The organism is Rhizobium sp. BK098, from assembly GCF_014193155.1.
GTDB lineage: Bacteria > Pseudomonadota > Alphaproteobacteria > Rhizobiales > Rhizobiaceae > Rhizobium.
This window is the reverse complement of record NZ_JACHYY010000004.1, coordinates 366,697-392,334: the sequence shown is the minus strand read 5'-3', so window position 1 is coordinate 392,334 and position 25,638 is coordinate 366,697. Positions and strand designations below refer to the sequence as shown.

The window sequence follows — 25,638 nt, the reverse complement described above, 5'->3', positions numbered from 1 at the left end:
CTCCTCTCGAAGCTAGTTCCTAGTGCTGGCTATCGGGCACGATGACCCGCATGCCGTCGACGACACTGCTTGCGAGGATTTGACAGCTCAAGCGGCTGTTCGGCATCGGCTCCATCACGAATTCGATCATCATCGCTTCCTCCTCGGAAGGCGATGGCAGACGATCGAGATGAGGCTGCTCGATGTAGCAGTGACAAGTGCCGCAGGCCAAGGCGCCGCCGCATTGCGCCACGATGCCGTCGATGCCGCTCCTGACGGCGATGGCCATCAGCGTCTCGCCCTCCTGTGCCTGGACGCGCGTCTCGCGGCCGGCGGAATCGATGAACACGATTTCACACATTGCATTCTCCATATTTTCGGCAAATCCGCTCATGCGGCGATGAGGCGAATGTCCAGGCGTTTCGGTCCGCGCACCGACAGCCCGCGCTTGTAGGCGGGATTGTCGTCCAGCAGTTCGATCGAGCGAGTGCGCTGCAGAAGCGTCGAGAAAATGATCTCCATATCCAGCCGGGCCAGATGATTGCCCAGACAGAAATGCGCGCCGCCTCCAAACGCCAGATGGCGATTGGGCGTGCGCCCGACGTCGAACTCGTCGGGCGACTCGAATTGTTCGGGATCGCGATTGGCCGCGCCATAGAGCAGACCGATCTTCGTACCCTTTGGCAACAGCTTGCCGGCAATCGTCCTTTCCTCGGTCAGATAGCGATGGAAGAATGGCAGCGGCGACTCGAAACGGAACATTTCCTGAATGGCGGTCGACATCACCGTCGGCGCTTCACGCAACATCTTCAAAGCATGGGGATATTGCAGCAAAGCATGCATGCCGCTGCCCAGCACATCGATCGTCGAGCCATGCCCGGCCATGAGGATTAGCATGCAAGTGGAAACGAGTTCGTCTTCGGTAAGCTCTCCGGCGGCATGCGCCTCGGTCAGCCGACAGAGAAGATCGTCGCACGGCGAGCTTAAGCGCTCGGTAATGAGTTCCTTGAGAAGTTCGTAAAACTCCGTCGTCGCACGTTCGGCGATCGCCTTGCGCTCCGCGCTGCGATCGACGTCGAAATATTGTACGACGTCTTCCGACCACTTGCGCAGTTGGCCGGCATATTCCTCCGGCACGCCCAGCACCGAACCGATAATGTGGCCCGGAACCTGCGAAGCAAGATCCTCGACGAAATCGATCGTACCTGCCTGCAGGAGACGGTCGAGCAGACGGTCGACGAAATCCTGTATCATGCCGCGCTGGCGCGCGACGAGCGCAGGAGTAAATTCACGAAAGACCTTGCGGCGCAGACGGTCGTGGGTTTCGCCATCGGAATCCAGCAGGCTGAATTGCACGAAACGGGAATGGTTCGGCATGTCATGCCAGTTCTGCCGAACCTTCTGCTCCCGTATTTCCTCCGGTGAGAGAAAGAATTCGAGAGACCGCACGAGCGTCTTGTCGGCGGCAGCGGCAGCCACATCCTGATAGCGCGACAGCAGCCATATGTCGAACTGCTCATAGTAGACCGGACCCGGGCTGGCGCGCAGCACGCGGTAAGACGCATAGGGATCGTCCGTAAACGCCTGCGAGAGCGGATCGAATGCTGGAGTTGCCATCGGCATGATGAGGACCTCATCCAATCTGGTTCATCGGCCATAGAATACAGCGTCAAACGACGAAAGGACATGGATGCGAGCCGCAGCCATATGGATAAAACTCTCATTCCGAAATAGAATTAAGTCGCCATGACCCATGAAGCGATTTTACCAGAGACCCTCCCTCTCGACGACGTCTTCTTTCAAACTCCGGGCAAGTTGTCTCGGGCGTTCCCTTACACGCTTCTCGCCGCCGGGCGCCGGGTTTGCACGCCTGCTGAAATGCCGATCGCCCATCGCTTCAACCATCACACCCTGATCCTTACTCTCAGCGGAAAAGGCCTGCTGCAGGTCAATGAGGCTTCGAGCTTGCTGCATGAGAGGACGATCGCTTGGCTCGATTCCTCGATGCTCTATTCGCATCGCTGCGAGCCGCACCATTCGCACTGGTCCTACCTATGGCTGGGTTTCACAGGATATGGGCTCGATATCTTGTTCGACAGTCTCGGCGTGATCGGCAATCCGATCTTCGACACGGCCAACACCCGCGATCCAAAGGCGCTGTTCGAAGGCATCCTGCGGGAAGTAGAGACGGGCAGCTTTCTTGCTGACAACAGATGCTTTGCCCTGCTGGCACAGTTGATTTCATTCCTTATATCCGAGCGCGCCGAAAGCAGCGAACTCAGCGCCTCCGCACAACGATTGCAACGGGTCATGGAAATGGTTCGCGCCGACCTGACACGCCCCTGGGCGATAGAAGACCTCGCGACCGCCGCCAATCTAAGTCAGGCGCAATTGTTCCGCCGCTTTCGCCAGAGGATGGGAACGACGCCTCTGGATTGGCTGCGCCATGAGCGTGTGAATGCTGCGAAGCCGTTGCTGGTCGCAACGGACGAGCAGATCAGCCGGATAGCCGCCCGATGCGGTTATCCCGACCCCTTTCACTTTGCCCGCGACTTCAAGAAGCTGGTCGGCGTCACTCCCAGCGAGTTCAGGCGGCAGGGCCGGAGCGCGAGGCCATAGAGGCATGAGAGATCAAATACCTCTCGGTTTCTGAGCCAAAGGCTCCTCGACATAGTTAACCCGATTGGCGCGGCGCATATGACAGGCTAAGAGTTGCGACAGCTCACACCCGCGTCTTTCCGAAACGAACGCCGCGCCCTAGCCAGGGATTAAAAATGACGACCGAACAAAGCGTTCTGCGCATTTCCATTATCGTGACGTTCGTTCTCGCCGTCGCTGGCATTGTCTTCGGCCTTCTCTCCGGCTCCTACGCAATCGTCTTCGACGGCATCTACGCACTGACGGATGCGAGCATGACGATCGTTGCGCTGGTCGTTTCCAATCTGATCGTATCTTCGGCGACAAACACGACCGCCGCCGGCAAATTCGCCAAGCATTTCACCATGGGTTTCTGGCATCTCGAGCCCATGGTGCTCGGCCTCAATGGCGTGCTGCTGACGGGAGCAGCCGTCTATGCCTTGATCAACGCCGTCGGCAGCATCATGAGCGGCGGACGGCATCTTTCTTTCGATCAGGCCATCATCTATGCCGTCCTGACCATGATCATCGCCTTCTTGATGGCCGCCTATGCCACGCGAGCGAACAAGACCATCGGATCCAACTTCATTGCACTGGATGCCAAGGCCTGGGTTATGACCGGCAGCCTCAGCGCCGCATTGCTCCTCGCCTTCATCTTCGGCTTCTTCATCCAAGGAACGAAGCTGCAGTGGATGTCGCCCTATGTCGATCCGGTCGCCTTGGCTCTCGTCTGCCTCATCGTCATTCCCATGCCGGTCGGAACGATCAAGCAGGCATTCGCCGATATCCTGCTCGTGACGCCCGCGGATCTGCGGGACCATGTCGACCGCGTAGCGGCTGAGATCGTTCAACGCTACAATTTCCTGTCCTACCGCTCCTATGTCGCGCGCGTCGGCCGCGGCAGGCAGATCGAGCTTTACTTCATCGTGCCGCCGGATGGACCAGCGAAGAAGCTGGAGGAATGGGACCATATCCGTGACGAGATCGGCGAAGCGATCGGTGGCGAAGGCCCGGACCGCTGGCTGACGATTGCATTTACGACCGATCCGGAATGGGCCGATTAAGCGCCGCCGCACCCGCCAGTCGACCGATACTACAGAGCGAAGATCGACCTAGCCGCGATGCACAAAATGCCGAGGCAATTTGGCAATAGCACCCGCTAAAAAGATCAGGCGCTCTCAGTATCAGCTCGCGAAAGAGGAGCGGCCGCTGTCTGCTTGCTCCGTGGAGAGCGAAGCGCGAGGCCCTGAACGCGGCTCGTAAGCGGCCTCTCGACATATCTGAAAAGCGCCTTGGCAAACATGGCGGCGACAAGCGTCGCAAAAACGACGAACAGTCCGAGAGGAAGCCCTGCCCCGATCACTTTCTCCCATATCGCGCGCAGCGGCCGTAGGATGAAGGGATGGACAAGGTAGAGACTATAGGAGGCGTCCCCGAGCGCGACACCCCAAAGGACGGGCCGCCTTTGAGGCAGGACGGGGCCGATCGCGGCCGCCAGAACGAACAAAGCCGCAGGCACACCGCTTCGCAGGAATTGCGGCAGGTCCGCATCGTTCCAAAGAGTCGAGACATGCACGAAGCCAAGGAGCCCGATGGCTGCCAGCCCAAGTGCCCAGCCGCCGCCGATCCTTGCTCCACTGCGGAAAATCAGCGCGACATAGACTCCGAAGAGGAACTCCAGAATGATCGGGTTCGTCCAGAACACTATCTGCACATGCTGGGGATCGATGAGCCTTCCGACGAGCGCCATTCCGAACATGAGAACCGACAGCCATAAGACGCCCAATCGTATCGGCAGCAGAAGTGCGGCGGCGAAAAAGACGTAAAACAGCATCTCGTAGTTCAGCGTCCAGCCGAGGGCGAGCACCGGCCTGATCTCATCGACGCCGCGCCCGGATGGAATGAAGAAATAGGATGCCAGGACATGGGATAGGGAACCGATAGGAACGGCAAGAAGCGAGGGGGCTGCAAGCGCGCCAAGCAACATGACGCTCGTCAGCAGCCAATAAAGCGGGATCACACGTGCGCAGCGCCGCAGGAAGAAGCGGAGCGAAGCGCCGCTCTTGCCGAATTCCGACGCGGTCGTGTGGGTCATGATGAAGCCGGAGAGGACGAAGAATATATCGACGCCGAAACCGAGATTCCATGCGGAGCCATCGACCACTGCACGTCCTGTTGCTGCCGCCAGCATGCCCGTCTCGTGCAAGCCATGGGCAACAACCACGGAAGAGGCGGCGAGCGCACGCAATACCTGGAGATTCACGAGCGTGTGGGTGGATTTGCTGGCAGCTCGGCCCGCATCCTCACTCTCAAGTATTTTTCTATAAAACCTCACCGGAAATCTCGGCAAATATCGTCTTGGATCCCGCATTTTCTATCCAAAACGATATAACAACTCGTCGCCGCCTGCATAATTGCGCAGCGCTGCTTTAAATTATAGTTATTCTTCAGTTAAGCTTGCAGACGCTGGCGCCGGTGCCGAACCAGCCATGTTTCCTGACCTTACCCGATCCTCCCGGAAGAAGGGGGCGTCGATGCTATTGGTTGTGCCTTTAGAGAGGCTTGATCGTAAATCATTTGCTGACCAACCCTCAGGCCGGTCGCGCAACGCGATCGGCAACCCGATCCGAGGGAAACGACATTCTCAAGCAGGCACCTTTGGAGCCGGCATTAATTACCGCGATGCTGCCGCCATGGATCTGCATAATCTCCTGAACCAGATTGAGTCCCAGTCCGGCGCCACGGCCATCAGGTGAGAGGCGATTGAACGGTTCAAAAATATGCTCATGTTCGTCCCTCGCAATGCCGTTGCCCTCGTCACAGACTTCGATGGAGCCGCCTTTGGCGACACGCACGGTAATCGTTCCTTGGCGTCCACCATGGTCTATGGCGTTTTGAACTAGATTCGTCAGTGCTCGTTCCAATGATGTCTGATCGCCCGTCACTACTATCTCATCGCATTCCCGCTCGAAGGCGACCTCATAACCGGCACCAAGTGCCAGCGGGCCAAGGTCGAACAGCACTTGCTTGGCCATCGCGACCAGATTCACCGGCAGGAAATGGTTCCGCTTCTGGTCGAGGCGCTGGAGGTCGAGAAGTTGACCGGCGAGTGTCGTCAGCCGGGCCGCGTCTTCCAGTAGGTCGCGTTTGTCAGTGCCGGCGGGGAGTGCGGAAACACGCGCGTTCAGGATGGCAATTGGCGTTCGCAGTTCATGGGCTGCCTGGGCTAGAAAATGCTGATGACGCTCGTAGCCCGCATCAAGGCGGCGTAGCGCATCGTTGACCGCACAGACAAGTCCGCTGATTTCGATGGGCACATCGCTCTCCTGCAGCCGGACGCCACGCTTGTCGAATTCGATGTGGATGGCTTGCGCTGCAGTCCGAGCTAGACCGGTGAGCGCCCGGCGGACCACCAGTGGAGTGGCCAGCGACGTCGCTAGCGCCATCAACACGATGATTGGCAGTATCACCAAGATGAACCCGCCTGAAATACCCTTTGCAAGCCGCCGCGCGGACATCCTCCCTTTCGTACCCGTCAGAATCTGGACCCTCCCGGCAGGGCTTTCGACCCATTTGATCACCGCATCAGGTTTTCCGGCCAATTCCGGCCGGTCGCTCAGCCGGGCGTCGCTGAGTTGGCCGAGCACTGCGACCAGCGGTAAATAGGCGATAGGAATGTTGCCTGCTTGCAGCCGGTGCCCCTCCGGGTCGCGGATCGTGAACCACAGATCCGGTGCGTTGGCGCGAAGATGAACGAGATCCGGCGTTTCTCGCAGCACCAATCCACCAGCTGCGTCGCGCTCTGTCGCTTCGGCCAACACATCGAGGCTGCCGCCTTCATAGTCGTTAATCAGGTAGCCGGTACTCCAGACCGTTGCAATAACCATGAGAAGGACAACCGCAATCATGCCCGCCTGCAGTGTCACCAGCCTGCTGACGAGCAACCATTTCAGCGAAGGCTGTCGCATCATGCCGTCTCGCGAATGAGATAGCCGACGCCGCGGATGCCGTCGATGGTGATGCCGGCCTGTGCATCGGCGAGTTTGCGACGAACGCGTGAAATATGGGTATCAAGTGCATTTGACTCGATTTCGTCGTTCATGCCGAAGACGGCTTCCATCAAAGTTTCCCGCAGTACCATGCGACCCATACGCCGCATCAGCGCTTCAAGCACCAGCAATTCCCGGCGCGGCATGCGCAGGTGGGCGCCTTGTACATTTGCTTCACGATGGACGAAATCGAATGACATGCGACCGAGACTGATGATGTCGGGTTGCAGATGAACTGGACGGCGCAAGATTGCCCGCAAACGGGCCAGAAGCTCGTCGAAGGCAAAGGGTTTGCCGAGATAGTCGTCCGCGCCGCTGTCCAGTCCGGCGATCCGGTCAGCCAGGTCACTCTTCGCGGTCAGCACCAGTACAGGCACGACGTTGCCCCTGACGCGCAGCAACTTGACCAGCGAAAGGCCATCTCCATCCGGCAGCCGACGGTCCAGCACAACGACGTCATAGATATCGCCGTGAAGGGCGGCTTCTGCCTCCGACAGGCTCGCTACGTCGTCCACAACCATGCCATGGCGAACCAACCCGTTGCGCAGAACAAGAGCCATTGGGCGCTCGTCTTCGACCAAAAGCACACGCATTCAATAAACTCCATCCTCGCCGCATCGATAGGGCAAATGCTAGCATCGTTGCGTTGAGATAACCTTGCAAAGATCGCCCTCGTTTCCGGCGTTGAAAAGCACGTGCGGTTTTTTTGAAGTCCATCAACATGACAGGTTCTCTCAATCTGGGTGTGTAAGACCTCGCTTGCTCATCTCCAGAGGACGAACCAATCCTCGTTATCCCTAACCGCCTAGCGGCCGGTCGTCATTCCCCAATCGAGGACGTTCGTCATGTATATCACTAATGCCACCTCGTTCCTTCTTGCCTGGCTTCGTGACCCGCGCGCCATTTCGGCGATTACCCCATCAGGCCGGCGCATCTCGGCTTTAATAACCCAAGGTATTGGGACAACCACCGGCCCGGTTATGGAACTGGGGCCTGGCACCGGCTCTTTCACTTATTCGCTCCTAGAGCGCGGCGTGCGTGAGAGCGATCTCACGTTAGTTGAGCTTAACGCCGATTTTGCCGAACTTTTGCAAAAGCGCTTCCCCAAGGCGCGCGTGCTTCGTTTGGACGCAACGCGGATCGGCATGACGGATCTGTTTAAAGGCACCTCATTCGGTGCGGTCGTCAGCGGATTGGGTTTTCGTGCCATGCGGTCGCGCGAAATCCGCGCTATTCTGGGCGAGGCCTTCAAAAATCTCAGACCCGGTGGCGCATTTCATCAAATTACCTACGGCCGACACTGTCCAGTTCCGGATCAGGTTCTGGGTCACTTGAAACTCAGGGAAGCACGCATCGGCGGAACGATCTGGAACCTGCCGCCGGCTTCCGTCTACCGGATCTCCAGGGCGGCGGATTGCAAAGTCCCGAAACATCCCGAGCCGACTGGGTTGCAACCCGCGTGACGGCTCAGGAACTGGTGACGCTAGCTCCCGGCACCGTCACGCTATTCACGAGCTTTGGCCTGGCTGGCATTTTCTGTCTCGCCGTCATGGAGAAATTTGTCCCACTTTTTCCATCCTATATCCTTCTCATGCTTCTCGGCTTGACGATGCCGGACCTTCTTGCGCTTGCCTTGTCCATTGGCGCGGTGACGGCTGGTTCCGTCATCGGCGGGCTTGGCTGGTATGGTATTGGTTGGGTATTCGGGCCGCGAAGAGTGCGTCGGGTTGTGGCTCGCTATGGCGGATACCTGTTGCTAAAGCTATCCTTCTACGATCGGCTGGCCGGTACCTACCGCCGCAACCATTTCTGGGTAACGCTGTCTGGTCAGATCATTCCCGCGGTTAGGATCTATCTGGCGCTGCCGGCGGGCGCTTTGCGGCTTGACCCTAGAACCTTCCTGGCGGCGACCTCGCTGGGATGCTTGATGTGGAATGGGCCCTTCCTGTGTCTCGGCTATGCCCTGCGCAGCAGCGGAAGAGACGTAACACAGATCGGCTTGTGGGCCGCCATGGCGATCATTGCGGCTGAGGGAGTAGCCTTGTTCGTCGTGAGCGTCAGGAGCAGGACTGTGAAAGGCCGAACGCGGACGGGCTTGCCGCCCTGACCGACTGATATTCCCTTAGCGCTAGATGATTTTCGGTCGAACGATCCAAAATCTGAATCCGCTATGGGAATCGAACAGATGGAGCATGATATCCTCTGGAAGCGTCTACACTTTCGGCCTCATGCTCCAGGCACTTTGGGCAGTGGCTAAAATTACATGCGCTTGAATTTTGGCCGCAACTTCGCCACTACCATGTCTTGCTTCGATCGCGGCGGCTGCATAGTCGGTCGCGGCCTGCAGCTTCCCCGCTTCCCTGGCCTCGATTTCGTTGCGAAGCAGGGTTCCCTGACAATAGGCGATGGCCGGAATGCGCGGTGAGGACGCGCGGCTCTGCTCTGCCCTCGTTTCGATCACGATTTCAGAGAAACCGGCATCCTCGAGATCGCTGCGGATCCGGTCCACATCGTGATAGCCATGCGGCGTGCGCGCCAGAAAACGTGGCGGATCGTTCGGGAAAATCCGTGCCAGCGCCTTCGTCACGTCGTCGGCGAAAACATTGTCCTCGATGCGATCCCATACGTTGAACAGGAAATGTCCGCCTGATTTCAGAACGCGCTTTGCCTCGCGATAGGCCGAGATGCGATCGGGGAAGAACATCGCGCCGAACTGGCAGACGACGAGATCGAAGGCCGCATTTTCGAAGGGCAGCGCCATGGCATCCGCTTGTCGCCAAGTGATGCGCCCGTCCGGCTGATGTCGCGAAGCGGCATAATCTAGCATCGGCTGGTTGAGGTCGGTGACGACATAGCTTGCATCGGAGGATAGTTTCGGCGCCAAGGCGCGGGTGACAACTCCGGTGCCTGCGGCAATTTCCAACACTGTGCGCGGCTTGAGAGATCCGGCGCGTTGTGCAATGTCTGCCGCATAAGGCTCGAAAATCAACGGCACCATATAGCGGTCGTAATTTTCCGGAATCGAGCCGGCGAATATCTTGTCTGCCTCCAACATCGCCATCACCCGCTGCGCACCTGATAGACCGCAATATTAGCATATCGCGACAGATGCGTCATTCAGGCTCTGAAGAGCCCCCAAATACCGGAGAGGCTATTCGATCGCGGTGATTTCCAGCTCGTCATTGCCAAGGCTCATGACGTCTCCCACCCTCTTTCCCATCAACAACCGTGCAACGGGCGACACATAGGAAATCGACCCTGCCTTCGGATCGGCTTCATCTTCGCCGACGATGCGGTACGTCTGCACGCGGCCATCGTCACGGCTGAAGGTTACCTTGCTTCCAAAGGCAACGATCTCGGTTGAGGTGGGCGTCGCAATGACTTCGGCTGTCCGCAGCCTTTCCGCGAAATAACGGGCATCGCGCAAGGGAATGGCCGTCTGCCGGCGGCGCTCGTTGATATCCTCGATGGCGCTTGCCGTTTCATAGGCTTTGCGTGCCTCCTGAAGCTGAAATTCCAGAGCCTTCAACCCCGCTTCCGTGACGAGGTTCGGATGTGGAGAAATGGGCCGGTCGGGCAGCACGGTTTCAGCGGCCGTCTCAGCGCTTTCTTCCTTCATGAACGCAGTGCTCAACTTCAAACTCCATTGCGAGCTACAACCAAATCAGCCTCGTACTATAGACCAGATGGCTATGCCGGAGGAATAGAACGACCGCTGGAAAGCCATCGCGCCGAAAGAGACCCGAACCCGACATGGCTGTTGCAAGGGTCTTCAGATCGATTAATCTTCAAACCAGCTAACAATAGCTGATATCAAGTTTTTATGTTGCCTAAGGGATTTGCCGCGGCACGCAATTTCAGAGAGATCGATGGTCAGCCTCGGTGTTTTGACGACTTATACGGTGGTGGTGCTGGGCCTGATGGTCATTCCCGGGCCTGCTACATTGCTCACGCTCGCCAGAGCGGTCAGCGGCGGCAAGCGCGTGGGATTGGCAACCGGCATCGGCATCGCTGCCGGCGATCTTTTCCATACGATGATGGCGACCTTCGGGTTGTCGGCCTTGCTCGCCACGTCCGCACTGGCCTTCGAGATCGTCAAATATGCCGGCGTCATCTATCTGATCTATCTGGGGTTCAAGGCTTTTGTCGAGAAAAGCGGCAGCATCGATCTGCCGACTGCGCAGGCCATCACTCCTATGCGTGCGCTTCGCCAGGGTTTCTTCACCGAGATTCTCAACCCGAAAACAGCGCTTTTCTTCCTGGCCTTCCTGCCGCAGTTCATTCATCCGGAAAGTGGGTCCGTCATCGGGCAATTTGCGCTGCTGGGAGCGATTTTCGTCATCCTCAGCATCAGCGTCACCTCGCTTCTGGCGGTCGGCGCCGGCTCGATCGGTGGCTGGCTGCGCCGCAACCGCACGATCGGCCGATGGCAGGGAAAGGTCATCGGCACGATCTATATGGCTTTGGGTTTCAGGCTCGCGCTGCAGCAGCAGTAACCCGCCTTTGCGGCGACTACCGACAAATCAAACCGGCTGCCGCTTGACGACTGACAAGTTCATCTCCGAGCGGCTGCGAAGCCCATCGCTTCATAGAGAGCGATGGCCTGCGCATTCGTAATATAGGCATGCAGATAGGCAGTCTCACCGCGCGCCGAAATCTCGCCAGCCATGAAATGGAAGAGCAAGGCGCCGAGGCCGCGCCCCTGAAAATCGAGGTGGCTGCAGAGGCCACTAAGCTCGGCAAATCCCATCTGCCGCATGCTGGAGGATGCACCCTGCAATCTCAATGATTGCACTCACCGGACAGCTCCAGCAGCTGCGTCGTATCGCTGTCCAAAAACGCGCTAACGCCATGGTCGTATTCCGTTTGGATCCGGCACGCGGCGACAGCATCACTTTGACAGGAAGCTCTGCCGACCTGCTCCTTCGCAGCCGCGAAACGCTATCATCACTCCTATTACCTTGCGCGAACGGAATTACTTGCGGGCGATCAAGCCTCTGAAATTATTTCAGAAATATCCGTTCCTTCCTAGGCAGTTCGGCTTGGAAAAGAAGTTCAGTTTATACGAATATTATTTATTTAGAAATTTACATATTAACTGAATACTAATAAACGCCTTAACTTTCCGGCCAATATTAGCTAACCATTACGCAATCGGAGGTAATGGATGTGCAAGATATTGGTACAGACTCTCAAAATTATTCAGAAAGAGCTTACTCAATCAACAATAGCGCCGAGAAATCAGACCTCAGCGAGGCAGAGGCCACCCGTGCACATCTTGTTTCCGAAAAGCAGATTTCAAATCAGGAGAGCCAAATGCAGCTGGCCGACGCGCCCGAACACGCAGCCGCCATTCCCGCTCAAGATTATCCGCTTGTGCTTCCAAGCGTGCTGATCGGCGGATTGCCCATCACCGTCGTCAATCGGCGCAATGCCGCCTCCTTCATGATCGATGTAGCGCGCCGCCGCCGCGACAGCCGGCCCTATTACTTTACATCAGCCAATGGCGAGGTCGTCGCACGCGTTCATGCCGATGCCAATATCGCCAAGCTCTTCAAGGAAGCCGATCAGATCCTGGCTGACGGCCAACCCCTCGTCATGGCCTCTCGCCTGCTCTGCCGAGTACAGCTCCCCGAGCGCGTGGCAACGACCGACCTGTTCCATGATGTTGCCGAACTGGCCGAAAAGAAGGGCGTGAGCTTCTATCTCCTGGGAGCGAGCGAGACCGCAAACCATCAGGCCGTTGCCGCCGTGCAAACCCGTTATCCCGGCCTGCGCATCGTGGGTCATTGCCACGGCTATCTTGCGGGGGAAGCTCTGGAGCAGAAACTTGATGAAATCAACGCACTTGCTCCCGACATATTATGGATCGGCCTTGGTGTTCCGCGCGAGCAGATATTCGTGCACGATTTTGCCGCACGGCTTGCCAATGTCGGCGTCATCAAGACCTCAGGCGGGCTCTTCGATCATCTGGCGGAGAAAACGAAGAGAGCGCCCATGTGGATCCAACGGGCCGGCTTCGAGTGGTTCTGGCGCATGCTGATGGAGCCCCGCCGCCTGTTCTGGCGCTACCTGACGACCAATCCTTACGCCATCTACGCGATCCTGAGGTATTCGAAATGATGAACAGGCGATATCCCGAACCGTCGGCCACCGAAACGGACACCGACATAGCCATCGTCGGTGGCGGGCTTTCCGGCACGCTTACCGCCTGCCTGCTCGGCCGAGCGGGATATCGGGTGACGCTCATTGACCGTCATCGCGTCTTTCCGCAGGAGTTCCGCGTTGAGAAAATCGGTCGTGGAGAGATCGAAAAACTCGAGCAGCTTCAATTGCTCGCCCCCTTGTTCAAGGTTGCTGCGCCCTTCGACGACATCGTCAATCTGCACAGGGGGCGCATATTGGATCGGACACACGGCCAGCATTACGGCTTTTTCTACAACAGACTCGTTGGCGCGATGCGCGCGGCATTACCGGAGACGGTGAATTTCGTCGTCGGTCAAGTCACCGGCTTGCGGACGAGCGCCAAGCAGCAGCGGATTTCAATTCTCGGCAAGGATGAACTGACTGCTCGCCTATTGGTGCTCGCAACCGGTATGGGGGATATGCTCCACCGGGATCTTGGCATTTCGCACAAATCGATCGGCGAGAGGCGCCCTCTTGCATTCGGCTTCAACATTCGTCCGCTGCAATCCAATAGATTTCGCCATACAGCCCTGCGCTATCATGGAGACGGTGACGGCATCGATCGTCTCGATCTATTTCCGGTCGCCGATGCAACACGTGCCAATCTTTTCCTATTTCGCGATCCACGAGATTCCTGGGTCAGGTCACTGCATGACGATCCAAAGCAGGCGCTCATCGCCGCCTTCCCATCGCTCGTCGATCATTTTGGCGACTTCGAGATTGCCAGCAGAATCGACAGCTGGCTCACCGAAATTACGCTGGCCGAGAATTGCCGACAGGACGGTGTCGTGCTCATCGGAGACGCCTATTTGACCTCCTGCCCGGCGACCGGCCTCGGCGTCAGCCGGCTTCTGACCGATGTTGAGCGCCTATGCCGCACATATGTCCCGCAATGGATGACAGAAACAGCTATCGATCATACCAGGATCGCCGCCTATTACGACGACCCGGAAAAGGCTGATATGGATATCGGTTCGGTGCAAATGGCCGATCGCCACTTCAATCTGACCGCGAAAACCGATGTCGGGTGGCGTCTGCGCCGCCAGTTCCATTTCACGCGGCGACGCATCCTATACGGCATCGAAAGCATAAGTCCTGCTCTCGCCGCAAAGCTTCATCAGCTCAAGACGATACGCACCAGATCTACGCTGCGATCCGCCGTGCTGGACTCTAAACCCGCGGCATAGCTGGGGCGACAAGCAAGAAACACTGTTTCGAGAAATATTCACTAATAGAAATAGTGTATGTCTCCAAAATGCGAAAAACGCGACGCTACATTGATAATATTACGGAGTTTATCATGGCAGTTTTAGGCGCATTTCCTCCCGGACTTACTTGCCGACCAATCGAGGAGAGCGATTGGGATGGTATCATCGATTGTCTCCGCAGAAATTTTCCGACGCGCGATCGAAGCTATTGGGAGCGCGCCGTCACACGGATGGAAAAACGGCCTTTCGTGCCCGATCTGCCGAAATACGGCTTCGTTCTGGACATGTCCGGACGCATCGTCGGTGTCCTGTTGGCGCTTTATTTCCGGCATGAAGGATTGGAAGGAGAAGAGCTCCGCTGCAATCTATCAAGCTGGTCTGTCGATCCGGAATACCGCGCTTTCGCCGGCAAGATGGTTATCGCAGCGCTCAGACGAAAGAATGTCACCTACATCAACGTTTCTCCGGCGCCGGGAACGATAAAGGTCAATGAAGCGCTCGGCTTTCGCCGCTATGCGGACGGGCAACTGGCGTTTCTGCCGATGCTGAGTGCTGTGAGGCAGCCTTATCGGGTGCTCGAAGCAAGTCCCGACCTTACCGAAATGTCGATGCTCTCGGAGGGCGATAGGGAGATTCTTCTCCAGCATGCGGCGCTCGGATGCCTGTCGTTGATCTGTGTCGATGGCGACGAAGCCTTTCCCTTCGTTTTCAAGACACGCCGCATCTTCCATGGCATTGTCCCGAGTGCCCAGGTGATTTACAGCCGCACGCCAGAGGAGCTCAGCCGGTGTGCCGGCGCACTTGGTCGCCATCTCCTGCGAAAAGGCATATTTCTCTGCGTCGTCGACGCGAACGGGCCGGTGCCCGGTCTCGTCGGACGTTACTTTGCCGGAAGCGGGACAAAATATTTCAAAGGTCCGAAACCGCCCTCGCTTGGAGACCTGACATTCACGGAGCTCGTCATCTTCGGCTCCTGATTCTTGATAAAGAGCCGAGGTCGGTTTTTTGCAGCTTCCGCAAAGGACTGTGCACAGTCCAATCTGGCTATTCGTTCCACCGAATGAACGGCGCCATGCAAGCAAGACAGAAGATCAACAGGCTCAAAGCGAGGGCGACGGCATATGCTCGCCCGGCTGGCTGGACATGCCTCGCGAAATACCAAGCAAGCGCCATCGCGTTCCAAAGGAAACACCGACAAGCAGAAGACAGAAGCCGAGCGCGAGCGGTGAGAAGAATGCCTCTTCCTGCAATACCGCATTGGATGCAATCGTGATAATCGCGACGAAGGCAAACAGGAAATCCGGCTCACCGGTGGCGAGCAGCTGCCTGCGGGCCGACAGCGCCAATGCGGCAAGAAAGCCGAAGAAGACGAAACTGCCCACGCCCATCTGGTAGAGCATGACGCCAACAGCGCTTTCAACCGGGACGGAGGCGACGCCCTCATCCTGTGCCCGGTCCCAATCCAGATTGAGGCTCGTACTCGAAAGATTGCCGCCGATCCCCAGGCCCTGCCCGAACGGATTGTGCAGAAATTCGCGAACGCCTGCGATCAGGCCGAGAACATGGTAGTCGCCATGGGTGGCGCCGAAGAGGATGGCGGCGACCGTCCAGACGACCGCAAGCGCGACGACGGCAAGCAGCGTCAGTTCCGCGCGCGATGGGCGATAGATCAGCCGGGCGCCGATCGCGACAAGCAGCATGAATGTCGCGCCTTTGGAGCCGATGACGAGCAATAGCGGCAGGGCCGCAATCGGCAGCAGCCAGCGCCCCTTGAAGAGGAGCCAGGCAGACATGATGCTCAAGCCGTAGGCATAGCTGATCGGGTGAAAATTCGGACCGCCATTGCGGAAGATCGGCGGAAACAGGTCGCTGAACAGCTTGATGTTGAAAAAGGTCGTCATCATCGTGTCTTCGATACCGCGAAGCACGAAACCGGTCTCTCTCAGCTTCTTTTCCCATACACCGGCCTCGATCTGAGCCTTCAGACCACGGTGAATATAGAGATCGCCATGAAACAGGCTCAGGAAATCCATCCGGAAAATCTGTTCCAGATAACCGTAGATGATGGCAACGGCGCAGAGCCAAAAGATGCCCTTGCGCAGATCAACGGGATAGAGGCTGGCTGCGAGAATGGCGATGTGGAAACATGCAAGCGGCGTGATCGTATTGCGGAAATAGATGACGGCATCCTTCGGCCCGCCATGAACAGCGCCGAGCGCAAGATAAAAACTCACTATACCGCAGAGCACGAAGCTAAATGTCAGCCACGGCCGCAATTCGGTCAGAGCTCTCACCCGATACTGGAAAGAAGCCATCACGAAGGCGCCGAATGCAGTCATGAGAATGACGAAATTGGCACCGCGCAGCGCATCGAACGTATTGTGGTCGGGCACGAAAGGCGTGAACCAGGCGACCACGAGATTTTGATAGAGAAAAGAGCAGGCAACGACGATCGGGATGCAGCCGGGCTGAGCAATCGACAAAACCAGCGTCAACGCGAATGTCGCGACAACCCCGAACGGCGTCCAGACAGCGAAGGCAGAGACGGAAGCGACGACCGCGAGGATGGCGATGAAAAGATGGAAAAGGGCGTCCGAACGAAGTCCGCTCAGGCCTCCCGCCCCGAAGCCGGCGCGACCTCCGGTAACGCTCATCGCCAATCTCCATTTATCCGCATCAGTTGCCGTTCCACATGGCCATATTCCGCCGCTTTTCAGCCGCCATTGCTGTCATCCAGAAGTGCCGCGATCATGGCGTCATCGAAGCCCTCAATGCTGCCTCTGCTCCTGATGATGCCAAAACCTTGATCAAGCTCCCAATAGGCCCAGCCGATCTTGTTGCTCTCGGCCGCCTGCCGCACGGCCCGAACCCAGAACCGACGGCTTTCGGCATCGACGCAGAAGTTGAGGACGCCAAATTCGTTCATCATGACAGGGCAGTCATATGTCTCGGACCAGCGCCTCAACTTCATAAATTCGGCGGCGATCGCAGCCTCCGTCCAGGGTGTCGCCAATTGTTCCTCGATAAGGCTTGCCGCCTGCTCGTCCCCGGCCGCTCGCAGCTTTCCGATGCTCTGCTGTACCCGCGACGTCTCGATGGTCGCGGGAAAGGGCAAATTCGAAATCCGCGCCAACGGCGACGCATCCCAGGTCTCGCATTGATGAGTGAAGGCCGTGGGTGAATAGAAATGAATGGCAGCAATCTGATTATCGTCGGCAAGGGGCGGCGTCTCGCCTATTTCCCAAATGCCCTGAGAGGGTGATGGCCCCCAGATCAGCGTATGGTTAGGACATTTCGATCGCACGACCTCGGCAAGCCGTTGCCTTAGTTGAAGCCACGCGTCATTTCGCAGAGGCGGCTCGTTCAACAATTCTGCATAGACCGTCTCATCCGAAAGGTTCGCAAGGACGCTGCCTAGCGCCATCCATGCCTCGGCCACCCTTTGCGAACCGGCCTCGAAATCCTGACGGAGAGCCGTATGTAGACTTTCGGAAGGATGCATGTCGGCAAGGACCGAGAAGCCCAGCCGATTGAGATCGGCCACGCCAGCCTCGATGCGACGGAGGGTGGTCGTATCACCTGCCGACAAGAGATCGCCATTGATCGGCAAACGGATCGTTTGAAAGCCCAATTGACGAAGCTTTTCGAGCACAGGCTCGCTTGGCGCCACGCCATCGCCGCGATCGAACCATCCCGGCAGATTGATGCCGCATGAAGGCACGATGGGCTTGGCCGCCGCACGGGCCGCGCCGGCAGCCGGAAGAGCAGCCAGAATGGAGCCGCCTGCCAGCTTGAGAGCGCTTCGGCGTGATAGCAACGTCGATCGCAAGCTGCGCCCCACGGTCACCCCCTCGCAGAGATTCGGCTGCCCTGCTCTCCGTCGTCAGCCGATCGGATCGCTCGCACCACCTCGCCACCTTGCGTCTCTGTCTGCTCCGGTGCAATTGTCAACGTGGCGCTGCGCCCGGTCTGATCGGCATCGAGGCGCTGACGAAGCAAGCTGGTGATTTCCCCCGCTTCCTCGGCCGGGCTGAGCGCAAAAAGCATGAGATCCGCTTCGGCAAAAAGCGCGGGATCCCAGCTGCCAACGATGGAAGGTCCCATCAGAAGCACGAAATCGAAGGAGCCGGCAGTGGCCAAAATGTCGTCAAGGCCGAGACCTCCCGGTGGCTTCCCATTCTCGGCAACTGGCCTGTTGTATACGACCGTTCGCAGACCGCTCGCACCGCTCACGAAGACACCGTTGCCGTTACGCGCCGATGCTCCCGGACCCGGCTGATCGCCAAACTCGACCACAAGTACATTCTGTTCGGCCTGTTGCAGGCCAATGCCGACCATTGCCCCCGCCAGTCTCGCCGCAACCGGCGTATGAAGCGATGAGACCAGCAGCACGTAAGGCTTCGGATGCTCGGTCAGATGCAGAATGATGCGTCGCATGAGCTGCAACACATCCCGTGAAAAGGCTTCGTTTCCGGCCTGGAAAAAGCGTCTTCGCATCGCGCGGATGCTGAGATAGGCGCCGGAGCCGGCAAGACCAGGCAGCCGATACTCTCCAAGATTGACCGGCTCCGGTTTTACGGTCTCCTTTACGGCATGCCGAGGAGGCTCGACGCCGAGGAGGCTGCCTCTTATGGGGCTCGTCGGATCTTGCTCCGGCTGATGTTTGGGGCCGCGCACCAGGGCAAGACCACAGCCGATAATAAGGCCAAGCGCTGCACTGACCGGCAAGAGCAGCAGCGGCTTGGGCCAGGTCGGCTGCACCGGCGGAGCGGCAGCGCTGATTACCCGCGCCTCCTGTAGCTGCAGGCCCTGCATCTGCGATGTTTCCTCGGCGCGCTTCAGGAAATCGTCAAGGACAGTGCGCGCCGCCTTCGTCTTCGCCTCCAGCTGCCGCAACTGCACCTGCGCGGCATTTGAGCTTTCCAGCTTCTGGCGGAGATCATCGAGCTTTGCCTGAAGTGCTGTGACGTTTTGCGCGGCGAGATCGGACTTTGCCTTCAATTCCCGCGTGATCCGCTGCGCCTCGATGGTCATGAGGCCCTGCATCCTGTCCAGTTCGGATCGCAGCCTTTTGATGATCGGATGGCGCGGCTGATACATGGCCTCGTAATTGGCGAGGTCGGCCGCCCGCTGATTGTAGTTTTCGCGGAGTTTGACCGTCGCCTCGGAAGACAGGATTTCCGAAAGCTTGGCAAGACCCGCCGGTGAGGTGCCTGCGGCAACCGCCTGGGCATATTTATCCTTGGCCTGGTCCGCCTCGCTTCGCGCGCTGATCAACTGATCCGTAAGCTTGTCGATCTGGGACTGCAGCGTGCCTCCGGCGGAAGCATCCAGAATCTGATGCGAGACCTTGAAATCTCCGACCTCCTGCTCGGCATCGCTGACGTTCTTCTGGAGATTGCCGATCCGGCTCGCGAGCAGGGAGTTTACGTCGCTGTTTGCAGTTTCTCGCTCCCCCGACAGACCGGCCCTGTAGCGATTGACAATCGCATTGGCGATCCGGGCCGCTTTGTCGGAATAGCGGGATGCGAAACTGACATCAATGACATAGGTAAGCCCGGCACGCTCCACGGTGACGGCACGCTGAAAGCTCCTGAAGATCGAATCCTTCGTGGGATGCGAAGCCAGACCGATACGCGACAGCAGACCGCCGCTTGCAAATTCGGGATCGTTTTCGATGTTTTCACTCTCAAAGACCTTCATCAGCAGGTCGCGCGATTCAATCACGAATACCTGGCTCGCGATGGCCGCGCTGTCACTGCCGATGCCGGGCAGAACATTGTTGAGATTCGTCGCGCGCGGATCGCGTGGATCGATCATGACGGAAGCTGTCGCGGTATAGCTCGGCTTTGCCACTACAAGGTAAGCCAGCGCCAGCAGGAGCACGGCCAAAGTGCTTGCCAGCACAGTCAGCCAGCGTTGCCACAGGATAGTCCACACGGCACCGACATCGAACAGCGGCGGAAGCGAGCGCTCGTCAATGTTAAACGGCTTCATCCTGTTCCTCTCCGCGGGCCGCGGGTCTCCGGCTCATCACACATCACTAAATTCAGTATTAGTGAATAATGTTAATCATCCGTTGAATTTACACCAGAGCGTGTGATCAACTTCAGATATCGCAAGTAACCATGTTGCGACTTCGTTCTGGCGCAAGCATGAGTACTTACGATATTAGAGATACATTCTATTTCAGGCGCTATGGGCCATTCGGTCGACAGCAATCAACACGGGAACAGGTCGTTGAGTGAGAAAGCTGGCAGCAGCGATACTTTATCGGCCGAAACGCCGCCGCCAGCGAGCAACCTGCGCTTGTCGATCGGCGCTCTTGCCAGGAGCGGCGCCGTTGCCGGTGTGATCAAGCTTGCCAGCGCCGGCCTCTCGTTCCTGATGTTCGTCGCCGTCGCCATGACGACCGATGAACGGCAGTTCGGCCTTTATAGCGCCGCCTATGCCGGAGCGAGCCTGGTCTCCTTCTTCGCCATAGTCGGCCAGCAAAGCGCCGTGCTCAGGTTCTGGCCGCAATATGCCGGCAACAGCGACCTGAACTCCGCAAACGGCATGATGGCCCGCTCCATCCTTGTCGCACTCATGGGGCTTGCAGGCTTCAGCCTGCTCATTCTCATCATCGGCTTCTTGCCATTCGCTGGGGCTCAGATGCCCGAATGGCTCCCGATCTGCATGGCGACCATGGTGCTGGCCTTCGCGCTCGGCTGGTCGGAATTCGTCGCCTGTGCTCTTCGCGCCAAGAATGCGCTGATCTTCGCACTGCTGCCGCGCGATGTCGTTTGGCGAGCAGTGGCAATCCCGGTTTTCGTGCTCGCACATTTCATGCAGCTGAAGATGAGCGCAGTTGCCGCAACCTATCTCACAGCCGGGTTGCTGCTCCCGATGATCGCACCCCAGACATTTGTCCTCTTTCGCGATACGATCCGCGCCCAGCGTGGCCCGCTGACGACAGAACAGAAGACCGAATTCAAGACGGTGACGCTCGGGCTATGGGGCGTTACCGCGCTACCGCCGGCGCTTAGCCAGGCAAGCACCTTGCTGGTCGCGGCCATTCTCGGCCCCGAGGCCGCCGGCGCGATTTTCGTCGCGGATCGCACGATGCGGCTGGTCGTATTGGCACTCAACGGCATCAACCAGGCGCTTGCGCCGCAGATCTCGGCTGCCTTCTACACCGGGGACAAGGCACATGTGCAGCGTATCACCAGTCTTGCCGCTCTGGGCGGCTTCATCATCGCCTTGTGCGTGCTGGTATCGTTCCTGATCTTCGGTGACCTGATCCTGTCGATCTTCAATCATGCCTATGCCACGCCGACGATGCAGGTAACGCTGATTATCTTCGGCATCGGCGCGACAATCGGCACCGCCTGCGGGCCGACCGAAATCCTGATGCAGCTGACGGGCCTTCAGCACGCGCTTTTCAAGCTGCTGGTTATCGTCAACACCTTCGGGCTCTGTGCGACGGCCGTGCTAACCTATTGGCTCGGCCCGATCGGTGCGGCGCTCGCCATCGCCGGCACGATCATGGTTTGGTGCGTGACCGCCGTGTTCATCGCACGCCGCACCATCGGCATCAACCCGTCAATCCTCGGCTTCCTCGCCGGCGAAGACGCACTTGCCGCCCGCTCTTTCCTAAAAGGCCGTTCATGAAAATCATTCAGGTCCAAACCCAGGCGGAAGCGGGCGGAGCACAGCGAATTTCGGATATGGTCGGCGAGGGATTGCGCGCGCGCGGCCATGAGGTTCGCACCGTCTTCATGTATCGGAAGACCGAGGTCTACGACCGCGATCCGCACGCCGATTTCATCCTCACCAAGCCGCCGCGCGGCTTGCCAGGCCAGATAAGGGCTGCCATCGGACTTGCGGGTTACCTGCGCAACGCTCGGCCGGATGCGGTCGTCACCTTCCAGCACTATGGCAATATTTTTGGCACCATCGGCGCGCGGCTCGCCGGCGTGGACTTGATCATCGCAAACCAGAGCGGTGCGCCGCAGACCAGAGGCGTCAGGGGGATTCTGACGCAGATAGACAAGCTGATGGGCACTTTCGGCGCCTATCACGCCAACGTCGTCAATTCGAGTTGGACGGAAGCGCAGTTCGACAGCTTTCCGAAAGCCTACCGGCGCCGGATGTCACGCATCGACCACGGCGTTCTTGCGCCCTCAGCCGCCGCCGACAAGGCTGCGGCGCGCGCGGCCTTCGGTCTTCCTCAAGACGCCTGGCTCGCCGTCTCTTCGGGCCGCATGGCGCCGTCGAAAAACCAGATCGCGCTCGTCGGCGCCCTCGTCCATCTGTCCGACATTCATATTGCCATCGCCGGCACCGGCCCCGAGCAGGATGCGATTGTCGCTTTTGCCGAAGCCAATGGCGTCACCGACAGGCTGCATCTCGTCGGCGAAGTACCTCCCTCACGCATTTTCGAGTTCCTCGCAGCGGGAGACGCCTATGCTTTTTCCTCGTTGACGGAAACCTTTGGTCTTGCCGCAGTCGAAGCGGCCATTTCCGGGCTGCCGGTGGTTGCAAGCAAGCTCGATGTTCTGCGGGAAGTCCTGACCACAGATGAGGGCGAAGCAGCCGCACTCTTCGTCGATGCCGATGCGAAGGGAATGGCCGAAGGACTTACCGAACTCATCGCCAGGCCCGAGCTAGCCGCCCGACTGGCGGCCGCCGGACGGCAACTGAAGGCGCAATATTCGCCGGCGCGCATGTGCGCTGGCTACGAAGCCCTGCTTCTGTCCCGCTCACTTCCGCACGGCTGCAATCCCGTCGATCACCTCCAGTCGGCCTGAACGATTGAGCGTATGGATTTTCGGATAGGGCCAGTCGCCACGCGCCGCAATCGGTCGGGGCGGCGACAGCCGAACCGTCCTCTCATCCAGCTCCAGCAGCTGCGAGATGCCGAGCCCGCCGCCATAGCCGAGCGTTCCGTCCTGGACCGGCAGATAGATGCTACTCTCCTTGCGGACGAAGGCGCCGCCCGGGCGGGCCATGCGACGATCGATGAGAACCGGGTTCAACACATGCGGCCTCCAGGGGCCGGCAAGCCGTGGTGCGTGAAAGACTACGAGCGTATCGGACGTACTGCCGTGACCATCGCGATTGGTCGCAAACAACCAGAGTTGCCCGCCATGTTCGAGCAGTGTCGCATCGGAAATCTCGCCTTCGATGAGCACGGCCTCGGGAGCCCAGCGATCCGGAAACTCTATCGAGCGATAGAGGATGAGTTTTCCGCCTGAACTTGCCTCAGGAAGCATCCAGATCGCGCCGCCGTGCTCGAAGACCTGCGGGTAAGACAGATGGTAAGGCTCTTCCAGCACGCATCGCGGCTCTCCAGGCTTCCCTGTGGCATCGAATGCCACGACCGAGATGACTGCCTTGCCGGTCGCATGCGGATAATCTTCCACGAACAGGAAGAAGCGATCCTGCCATTGAAACGGAAAGGGATCGGCATAGAAGCGATCTCCGGCATCCGGCAGCACGGACCAGCCATTGCCAAGCTCACAGCTGCTCGCGACACCCGGCCCATCTATAAAACGATAACCGACACGCCAATGCGCGTGGCGAAAGCGCGCGCGTCGCATCGCTTCTCGGCCCAGGCGTGGCAAGGCGCCGGTCAGACAAGCGGATGCAAAGCCCAGCGCTCCACTGACGAGATTCTCAGATACTGTGGACACCGGTTCGTTCATAACGAGCCGGTTTTCGGCAAAGGCACGAACCGTGGAAACAGCAAGCGTGACGGCACGGGCGAGCACATCCTCCGCGCCAAGCGACACGGTTTCCCGCCGATCGATCATCGGCCAGGCTCGACCTACCACCGTTTTTCCGTCCAGGACGGCATCGATAACAGGCAAAGCGCCAGCGGCAACCGACCTCGCGACCGACAGGTCCGACCGCGCCCCGTCGAACCGCAATGTGATGGTCGGAACGTCCGATGGCACAGCGTGGCCGATAAGATCCAGCCGAAGGACTGCAGACCTATCGCGACTGCGGGCGGGGATCTCCGACAGAGGAGCGGCAAGCGCCAGATCGCGCCGGCGGAAGATTTTTCGCTCGATAGCCAAGGCTGTATTGATGGCGGCCGGCCACGCATTCGACCCGGCTTCATGTACGACAGCGATATCGTGCCCTTCTGCCTGCAGACGCGCGACCACGATTTCCTGCCATCGGCGCGGCGCAGACTTCGGAACGATGATATCGATTGATGGCATGGCGTTTCCAATCCGCAGCAGCCTCGGCGAGCCTCGGAGACCTGGAAACTATATTTATTCGGGAAAGCTTACTTTCAGGTTATTCTGAAGTTGTATTGCAGAACGGAGCTTTGCTGCTACCGTTCAACCGCCTTTTGATCAGCCGAGTTCTTCATTTGCAAACCGATCATTGCACAAAGGATCTCAGCTATCGGAGGTAGCCGCCGATTTTATCGGGAACGACGCCAAAATAGTGCAAGCTTCGGTGAAGGCGTCATCCAGAATGCGTAGTTTGCGGGCGTGCGCACGCGCATATTCCTGGTAGAAGCCGGACGAGATCCAGATGTATGAACGCCCTCGCCGGCCGCTCCAACCGACGGCACCGATCGATTCAGCTGCTGCGAGCTTGCCGCTGATATGGGCGCGCGAAAGGCCGAACGATGAGGCTAGAGAGGAAATCGAGCTGACATTCGTCGGGAGCCGTCCCTGTCCCACCACAGTTTCCGGATCTATTCCGGCGATGAGGCGATCCATCAGAAATCCCCCCGTATCGCCGATGGCAAAGATGGCATGAAGCGGCCCAGGGCTGCGTACCTCCCGGCTTGTTAACAAGGCATGTGCCGCAAGCGGTTCGATGAGTATCAGCATGCGTTGCGGCTCCATAAGGAACCGAGCCGCCCTGCCTCCTCCGTCTATAAGGTCGAGCGCCTGGAAATGCAGGCTGTACCAGCGGATCAGCATCGACAGTGTTGGGTGCGTAGGCCCGACCTCATCCGAAGGACCACCTCTGGAACCTGCGACCGGACGAATGATATTGTATCGCAGCGCTTCGTCGAAAAATGCGTAGGCGGTATTGCGGCTGGCAATCCCGTACTGCCGGGCGAGACTTCCAAAACCGTTTCTGGTCAATCCCGCCCCGGCCCTGCGAACGGCCAGAAAGTAGTCGCTCAATGCGGCGTGACATAAGAGCCGGCGTTGTTGGGTGGCAAAAAGCGCCGCAGTCCAAGGCAAGGATTCGTAAACAGCGGCGAAGCTACGTGCCAGTAAGAAAACGGCGGAAGAAAATTGCGCCGTTTCGATCAGTTCGCTCGGCTTGCCGGGAGACGGTGCCTCCATTGCCCGGGCAGGATGCGCTGGTCGATGAGGGGGGAAATCAAGCACTCTTCCCATAAACGGTTCTTTCCATTGTGTCGGCTGAGCGAGGTCCAGCACATCGGTGCTCAATCGGGGCCGCCGCGGATATCGGTGGAGAGAAACGGTTAACAATCGAGAGATTGCTTCGTTCCCGTCTTGTCCACATCTTGAGCCTCAGCTTATCAGCGGTTGATGAAATATATAAAAAAATATCGCCCGATGGTAGTTGGAACGAGATTGGATGTCCTGATGAGG

At 58.4% G+C, this 25,638-nt stretch carries 22 protein-coding genes and 1 pseudogene; 10 read left to right on the top strand and 13 right to left on the bottom strand.

The genetic code is table 11. The features are described 5' to 3' along the window. Nucleotides 1-19: 19 nt before the first annotated feature. Nucleotides 20-340 (bottom strand): 2Fe-2S iron-sulfur cluster-binding protein, encoded by a 321-nt coding sequence (locus FHT73_RS13830; RefSeq protein ID WP_183712292.1) that lies wholly within the window; start codon nt 338-340, stop codon nt 20-22. Between the two features lie 29 nt (nt 341-369). After that, on the bottom strand, nt 370-1,602 hold the full coding sequence (locus FHT73_RS13825) for a cytochrome P450 (RefSeq protein ID WP_183712290.1): 1,233 nt from the start codon (nt 1,600-1,602) through the stop codon (nt 370-372). 123 nt (nt 1,603-1,725) lie between these two features. On the opposite strand from FHT73_RS13825, the gene FHT73_RS13820 reads away from it, so the two are divergent. Then, a complete protein-coding gene (locus FHT73_RS13820) occupies nt 1,726-2,598 on the top strand; it encodes an AraC family transcriptional regulator (RefSeq protein WP_246712118.1) in 873 nt (290 codons plus the stop codon). A 155-nt stretch (nt 2,599-2,753) separates the two neighbouring features. After that, on the top strand, nt 2,754-3,680 hold the full coding sequence (locus tag FHT73_RS13815) for a cation transporter (RefSeq protein ID WP_132717867.1): 927 nt from the start codon (nt 2,754-2,756) through the stop codon (nt 3,678-3,680). A gap of 104 nt (nt 3,681-3,784) precedes the next feature. Here the strand turns inward: FHT73_RS13815 and FHT73_RS13810 are convergent, their stop codons facing one another. The 3 genes from FHT73_RS13810 to FHT73_RS13800 form a co-directional block, all read right to left on the bottom strand. Beyond that, nucleotides 3,785-4,951 (bottom strand): acyltransferase, encoded by a 1,167-nt coding sequence (locus FHT73_RS13810; protein ID WP_348648138.1) that lies wholly within the window; start codon nt 4,949-4,951, stop codon nt 3,785-3,787. A gap of 256 nt (nt 4,952-5,207) precedes the next feature. Further along, complete coding sequence (locus FHT73_RS13805; protein WP_112603524.1) at nt 5,208-6,584, bottom strand: HAMP domain-containing sensor histidine kinase; 1,377 nt, start codon at nt 6,582-6,584, stop codon at nt 5,208-5,210. After that, nucleotides 6,584-7,258, bottom strand: a complete 675-nt coding sequence (locus tag FHT73_RS13800; protein WP_112603324.1) for a response regulator transcription factor — start codon at nt 7,256-7,258, stop codon at nt 6,584-6,586. Before FHT73_RS13800 ends, FHT73_RS13805 begins: the two co-directional genes overlap by 1 nt. A gap of 252 nt (nt 7,259-7,510) precedes the next feature. On the opposite strand from FHT73_RS13800, the gene FHT73_RS13795 reads away from it, so the two are divergent. Together FHT73_RS13795 and FHT73_RS13790 are read left to right on the top strand one after the other, a co-directional pair. Continuing rightward, nucleotides 7,511-8,128, top strand: coding sequence for a methyltransferase domain-containing protein (locus tag FHT73_RS13795; RefSeq protein WP_112603322.1), 618 nt, complete (start codon nt 7,511-7,513; stop codon nt 8,126-8,128). Then, nucleotides 8,080-8,772, top strand: a complete 693-nt coding sequence (locus FHT73_RS13790; protein ID WP_246778827.1) for a VTT domain-containing protein — start codon at nt 8,080-8,082, stop codon at nt 8,770-8,772. Before FHT73_RS13795 ends, FHT73_RS13790 begins: the two co-directional genes overlap by 49 nt. A 105-nt stretch (nt 8,773-8,877) precedes the next feature. On the opposite strand, the gene FHT73_RS13785 is transcribed toward FHT73_RS13790, so the two are convergent. Together FHT73_RS13785 and greA are read right to left on the bottom strand one after the other, a co-directional pair. Then, on the bottom strand, nt 8,878-9,720 hold the full coding sequence (locus FHT73_RS13785; protein WP_183712288.1) for a class I SAM-dependent methyltransferase: 843 nt from the start codon (nt 9,718-9,720) through the stop codon (nt 8,878-8,880). Nucleotides 9,721-9,816: 96 nt separating this feature from the next. Beyond that, nucleotides 9,817-10,299: a transcription elongation factor GreA gene (gene greA, locus FHT73_RS13780; RefSeq protein WP_112603320.1), complete on the bottom strand. Its 483-nt coding sequence runs from the start codon at nt 10,297-10,299 to the stop codon at nt 9,817-9,819. A gap of 235 nt (nt 10,300-10,534) precedes the next feature. Between greA and FHT73_RS13775 the strand changes: the two genes are divergently transcribed. Beyond that, nucleotides 10,535-11,161, top strand: coding sequence for a LysE family translocator (locus FHT73_RS13775; RefSeq protein ID WP_183712286.1), 627 nt, complete (start codon nt 10,535-10,537; stop codon nt 11,159-11,161). A gap of 27 nt (nt 11,162-11,188) precedes the next feature. Here the strand turns inward: FHT73_RS13775 and FHT73_RS13770 are convergent. Beyond that, nucleotides 11,189-11,424: pseudogene (locus FHT73_RS13770) on the bottom strand (GNAT family N-acetyltransferase); the annotation flags it as partial. A 557-nt stretch (nt 11,425-11,981) separates the two neighbouring features. Between FHT73_RS13770 and FHT73_RS13765 the strand changes: the two are divergent. The 3 genes from FHT73_RS13765 (at nt 11,982) to FHT73_RS13755 (ending at nt 15,036) form a co-directional block, all read left to right on the top strand. Further along, nucleotides 11,982-12,788: a WecB/TagA/CpsF family glycosyltransferase gene (locus FHT73_RS13765; protein ID WP_246698973.1), complete on the top strand. Its 807-nt coding sequence runs from the start codon at nt 11,982-11,984 to the stop codon at nt 12,786-12,788. Further along, a complete protein-coding gene (locus FHT73_RS13760; protein WP_112336961.1) occupies nt 12,785-14,038 on the top strand; it encodes an NAD(P)/FAD-dependent oxidoreductase in 1,254 nt (417 codons plus the stop codon). Before FHT73_RS13765 ends, FHT73_RS13760 begins: the two co-directional genes overlap by 4 nt. Nucleotides 14,039-14,151: 113 nt before the next feature. Next, nucleotides 14,152-15,036: a GNAT family N-acetyltransferase gene (locus FHT73_RS13755; protein ID WP_246778826.1), complete on the top strand. Its 885-nt coding sequence runs from the start codon at nt 14,152-14,154 to the stop codon at nt 15,034-15,036. 123 nt (nt 15,037-15,159) lie between these two features. On the opposite strand, the gene FHT73_RS13750 is transcribed toward FHT73_RS13755, so the two are convergent. Genes FHT73_RS13750 through FHT73_RS13740 form a run of 3 tightly spaced genes read right to left on the bottom strand, consistent with a single transcriptional unit; the run spans nt 15,160 to nt 20,056 of the window. Beyond that, nucleotides 15,160-16,713 (bottom strand): hypothetical protein, encoded by a 1,554-nt coding sequence (locus FHT73_RS13750; RefSeq protein ID WP_183712284.1) that lies wholly within the window; start codon nt 16,711-16,713, stop codon nt 15,160-15,162. 59 nt (nt 16,714-16,772) lie between these two features. Then, entirely contained in the window at nt 16,773-17,900 is a 1,128-nt protein-coding gene (locus FHT73_RS13745; protein ID WP_183712282.1) for a cellulase family glycosylhydrolase, read from the bottom strand. Between the two features lie 2 nt (nt 17,901-17,902). Then, complete coding sequence (locus tag FHT73_RS13740; protein WP_112414296.1) at nt 17,903-20,056, bottom strand: GumC family protein; 2,154 nt, start codon at nt 20,054-20,056, stop codon at nt 17,903-17,905. A 243-nt stretch (nt 20,057-20,299) separates the two neighbouring features. Between FHT73_RS13740 and FHT73_RS13735 the strand changes: the two genes are divergently transcribed. Beyond that, nucleotides 20,300-21,712: a lipopolysaccharide biosynthesis protein gene (locus FHT73_RS13735; protein WP_246712117.1), complete on the top strand. Its 1,413-nt coding sequence runs from the start codon at nt 20,300-20,302 to the stop codon at nt 21,710-21,712. Next, on the top strand, nt 21,709-22,851 hold the full coding sequence (locus tag FHT73_RS13730) for a glycosyltransferase family 4 protein (RefSeq protein WP_183712277.1): 1,143 nt from the start codon (nt 21,709-21,711) through the stop codon (nt 22,849-22,851). The genes FHT73_RS13735 and FHT73_RS13730 overlap by 4 nt, the downstream gene beginning before the upstream one ends. Here the strand turns inward: FHT73_RS13730 and FHT73_RS13725 are convergent. Then, nucleotides 22,804-24,270, bottom strand: a complete 1,467-nt coding sequence (locus FHT73_RS13725) for a hypothetical protein (protein ID WP_183712275.1) — start codon at nt 24,268-24,270, stop codon at nt 22,804-22,806. The two genes, FHT73_RS13730 and FHT73_RS13725, sit on opposite strands and share 48 nt — an antisense overlap. Before the next feature lie 183 nt (nt 24,271-24,453). Next, nucleotides 24,454-25,473 (bottom strand): hypothetical protein, encoded by a 1,020-nt coding sequence (locus FHT73_RS13720; RefSeq protein ID WP_246712116.1) that lies wholly within the window; start codon nt 25,471-25,473, stop codon nt 24,454-24,456. Between the last annotated feature and the right edge of the window lie 165 nt (nt 25,474-25,638).

Coding starts and splice junctions, on each gene's coding strand:
- FHT73_RS13830 (WP_183712292.1), bottom strand. CDS start 340: ATGTGTGAAATCGTGTTCATCGATTCCGCCGGCCGCGAGACGCGCGTC.
- FHT73_RS13825 (WP_183712290.1), bottom strand. CDS start 1,602: ATGCCGATGGCAACTCCAGCATTCGATCCGCTCTCGCAGGCGTTTACG.
- FHT73_RS13820 (WP_246712118.1), top strand. CDS start 1,726: ATGACCCATGAAGCGATTTTACCAGAGACCCTCCCTCTCGACGACGTC.
- FHT73_RS13815 (WP_132717867.1), top strand. CDS start 2,754: ATGACGACCGAACAAAGCGTTCTGCGCATTTCCATTATCGTGACGTTC.
- FHT73_RS13805 (WP_112603524.1), bottom strand. CDS start 6,584: ATGCGACAGCCTTCGCTGAAATGGTTGCTCGTCAGCAGGCTGGTGACA.
- FHT73_RS13800 (WP_112603324.1), bottom strand. CDS start 7,258: ATGCGTGTGCTTTTGGTCGAAGACGAGCGCCCAATGGCTCTTGTTCTG.
- FHT73_RS13795 (WP_112603322.1), top strand. CDS start 7,511: ATGTATATCACTAATGCCACCTCGTTCCTTCTTGCCTGGCTTCGTGAC.
- FHT73_RS13785 (WP_183712288.1), bottom strand. CDS start 9,720: ATGTTGGAGGCAGACAAGATATTCGCCGGCTCGATTCCGGAAAATTAC.
- FHT73_RS13775 (WP_183712286.1), top strand. CDS start 10,535: ATGGTCAGCCTCGGTGTTTTGACGACTTATACGGTGGTGGTGCTGGGC.
- FHT73_RS13765 (WP_246698973.1), top strand. CDS start 11,982: ATGCAGCTGGCCGACGCGCCCGAACACGCAGCCGCCATTCCCGCTCAA.
- FHT73_RS13760 (WP_112336961.1), top strand. CDS start 12,785: ATGATGAACAGGCGATATCCCGAACCGTCGGCCACCGAAACGGACACC.
- FHT73_RS13755 (WP_246778826.1), top strand. CDS start 14,152: ATGGCAGTTTTAGGCGCATTTCCTCCCGGACTTACTTGCCGACCAATC.
- FHT73_RS13750 (WP_183712284.1), bottom strand. CDS start 16,713: ATGAGCGTTACCGGAGGTCGCGCCGGCTTCGGGGCGGGAGGCCTGAGC.
- FHT73_RS13740 (WP_112414296.1), bottom strand. CDS start 20,056: ATGAAGCCGTTTAACATTGACGAGCGCTCGCTTCCGCCGCTGTTCGAT.
- FHT73_RS13730 (WP_183712277.1), top strand. CDS start 21,709: ATGAAAATCATTCAGGTCCAAACCCAGGCGGAAGCGGGCGGAGCACAG.
- FHT73_RS13725 (WP_183712275.1), bottom strand. CDS start 24,270: ATGCCATCAATCGATATCATCGTTCCGAAGTCTGCGCCGCGCCGATGG.